Source organism: Kribbella sp. NPDC048915 (assembly GCF_040649595.1).
Taxonomy (GTDB): Bacteria; Actinomycetota; Actinomycetes; order Propionibacteriales; family Kribbellaceae; genus Kribbella.
Genome location: NZ_JBEZFT010000152.1, coordinates 1 through 2,464 on the forward strand (window position 1 = coordinate 1; position 2,464 = coordinate 2,464).

A 2,464-nucleotide genomic window follows, 5' to 3' on the forward strand; every position below is an offset into this window, starting at 1 on the left:
ATCTGGGTGCGGGCCGCGGCGGGTGCGGTGATCCGGTTCGACGCCACCATCGATGATCTGGCCCGGGCGTTGAAGGCTTTGGGTGACACCGACTCACTGAACCAGCGCCGCGCGAAGGCGATCGACTGGATCGCCGACCCCGCCGCCGCCCACCAACTGATCGAGGTCGCCCGCCACCTCGCCACCACCCAAGCCACCCAAGCCACCCAAGACCCGACGGATGCTCCAGAAACGGCAGCCCCGACGCACACACCAGACCCGGCAGACGCACCAAACCCGCCCCGCACGCCGGACATGCACGGTACGCCGGGCGCGACCGGTACGCCTCCCGGATCCGGTGGGATCGGCGAACCTGCCGACGACGAGTGCGCTCGCCTCGAAGAGGCGTACCTGATGGAGTCCCACGGCTGGGAACCCATGTCCACCGACACTTCCTGGCAGCCCCCGCTCGACGACACCTTCGCCACAACCCAGCCCGCCCCACCCCAAAAGCCCAGCCACACCTCCGACTGCGACACCGCCCGCGACACCGACTGTGACACCGGCTGTGACACCGACTGTGACACCGACTGGGGCATCGATTGGGGCATCGATTGGGACGCCGACCAGGACAAGGACCCGGAAGTCGGCCCCGTCGGCCCTGTCGGCGCGGGCGGGGCGGGCGGGGCCGCTGATGCGTGTGCACCCGTGGACGAGGACACGTTCACCCGACGCGGCCTGGCCGCCACCCTCGCCGCCCGGCTGGCCGCGATCAAACACGACGCGCACCGCACCGGCCTCGGCGCCGGCTCCACAGGCCGCGGACGAGCCCGGCACACGCTGTATGTGCACCTGACCGACCTGACCCTGGCCACCGGCACCGGCGTGCTCCGCGTCGAAGAACTCGGACCCCAACTCGCCACCCAACTGGCTGAGTTGCTCGGCCACGACCACTTCGTGGTCAAACCAGTCATCGACCTGCACGACCAAGTCAGCGTCCACAGCTACGAAATCCCCGACCGCATCCGCGAACGCGTCCGGCTACGGCACCCGGTCGACATGTTCCCCTACAGCGGCGCCGAAGCCACCGTACGCATGGACCAAGACCACATCACCCCCTACGACCACACCCGCACCCGCGACCACGGCGCCGATCCAGAACCACCACCGAGTGATCAGCCCGGCCAGACGAGTGTCGACAACCTGATCCCCCAAGGCCGACTCCACCACCGCGCCAAAACCTTCGGCGGCTGGCACAACCGACGCCTGCCCACCGGAGCCGTCGCCTGGACCAGCCCGCACGGGTTCCGGTTCGTTGTCGACCACACCGGCACACACCAACTCCCACGCAACCGAACCGGCTAACGCCAGTGCCCGCCGCATCGCCCGACCGACCGACCAAATCAACCAAGGTCGCCGCCGGGCGATCAGGCACGTCCCCGTCCAGAAGGCACGCCCGCTCACACACGGACGGGTGAATCAACCTTGCTGCTCCCGGCGCGACCAGCCACAAACGACAATCCCCTGAAACCGTAGAGACTTGATCTTGTTGTTTCGGTCTGTTGGCCGGCTCCCGCTGGCTGGCTGAGGAGCTCACCCGGAGTCAGGGGCAAGGCTGGCCGGAGGCCACCTCGTAGGGGCTGGGCCTTGAGGCCGGCGAGGACGAGGGCAGTCTCGGTGTGCGGGATCCGGTCGGTCATGCTGCTTGGTCGGGTTCGTCGTTGGCGAGCGCATTCCGAGTGTGGGGTGGCGCCGGCGGAGCCAGGCGCGGTTGGCGGCCGAACTGTAGGCCTTGTCGGCCGTGAACTGTGGACTGTCACCGTGCTGCCCCGCGGTGATCACCAGCAACAGGGCTGTGCGGCCCTGCAAGCAGGCCAGATGGGTCTTGGTGCTCCACCCGCCCCGGGAACGGCCAAGCCCATGATCGGCCGGCTCGACCTCGACGCACCAGGCGGTTCGGCCTGCAGCCGTCACGACGTGCACCGGCAGCGTGCTGGTGGGCGCGGGCGATGGTGGACTTCACGCTGACATCCCACACGATCGCCCCGGCCGCATCGGCGAACGCCTACGGCATCTTCACGATGAACGCCCACACACCGGCACGCTGCCAGCGCCCACAGAGTTCGGGCACATTCCGCCACGGCGTGCCCGCCCGGGTCCGCCACCGGATGCCATCCACCAACTGTCGCTTCGTCCACTTCGGCGGACGGCCCGCCTTCTTACCGCGAGGCAGCAACGGAACCAACCGGGCCCACTGCCCGTCGGACAGATCCGCCCACCCCGCTGCCCATCGTCCCGGCCTCCACCCAGCACGCAGGCCCGAACCGGCACAGCCAACACCAGCCGCTGGCCCGACCCGCTAGCCCCAACGCCGTTCGGTTAGGGGTTGCGTTTGTGGCGCAAGTTGCGGCGTTGCGGCTGGTGAGATGGGTGCAGCCCTTGTAGGGATGTCCGGTCCTCCAAGACTGGTCATCTCCGACAAGGG

Annotated in this window: 1 protein-coding gene and 1 pseudogene; one reads left to right on the top strand and one right to left on the bottom strand. The window is 68.8% G+C overall.

The features are described 5' to 3' along the window. Positions 1-1,344: pseudogene (locus AB0B82_RS35350) on the top strand (hypothetical protein); the annotation flags it as partial. A gap of 700 nt (positions 1,345-2,044) precedes the next feature. Here AB0B82_RS35350 and AB0B82_RS35355 read toward each other — a convergent pair. After that, positions 2,045-2,296, bottom strand: a complete 252-nt coding sequence (locus AB0B82_RS35355; RefSeq protein ID WP_360178949.1) for a transposase — start codon at positions 2,294-2,296, stop codon at positions 2,045-2,047. Between the last annotated feature and the right edge of the window lie 168 nt (positions 2,297-2,464).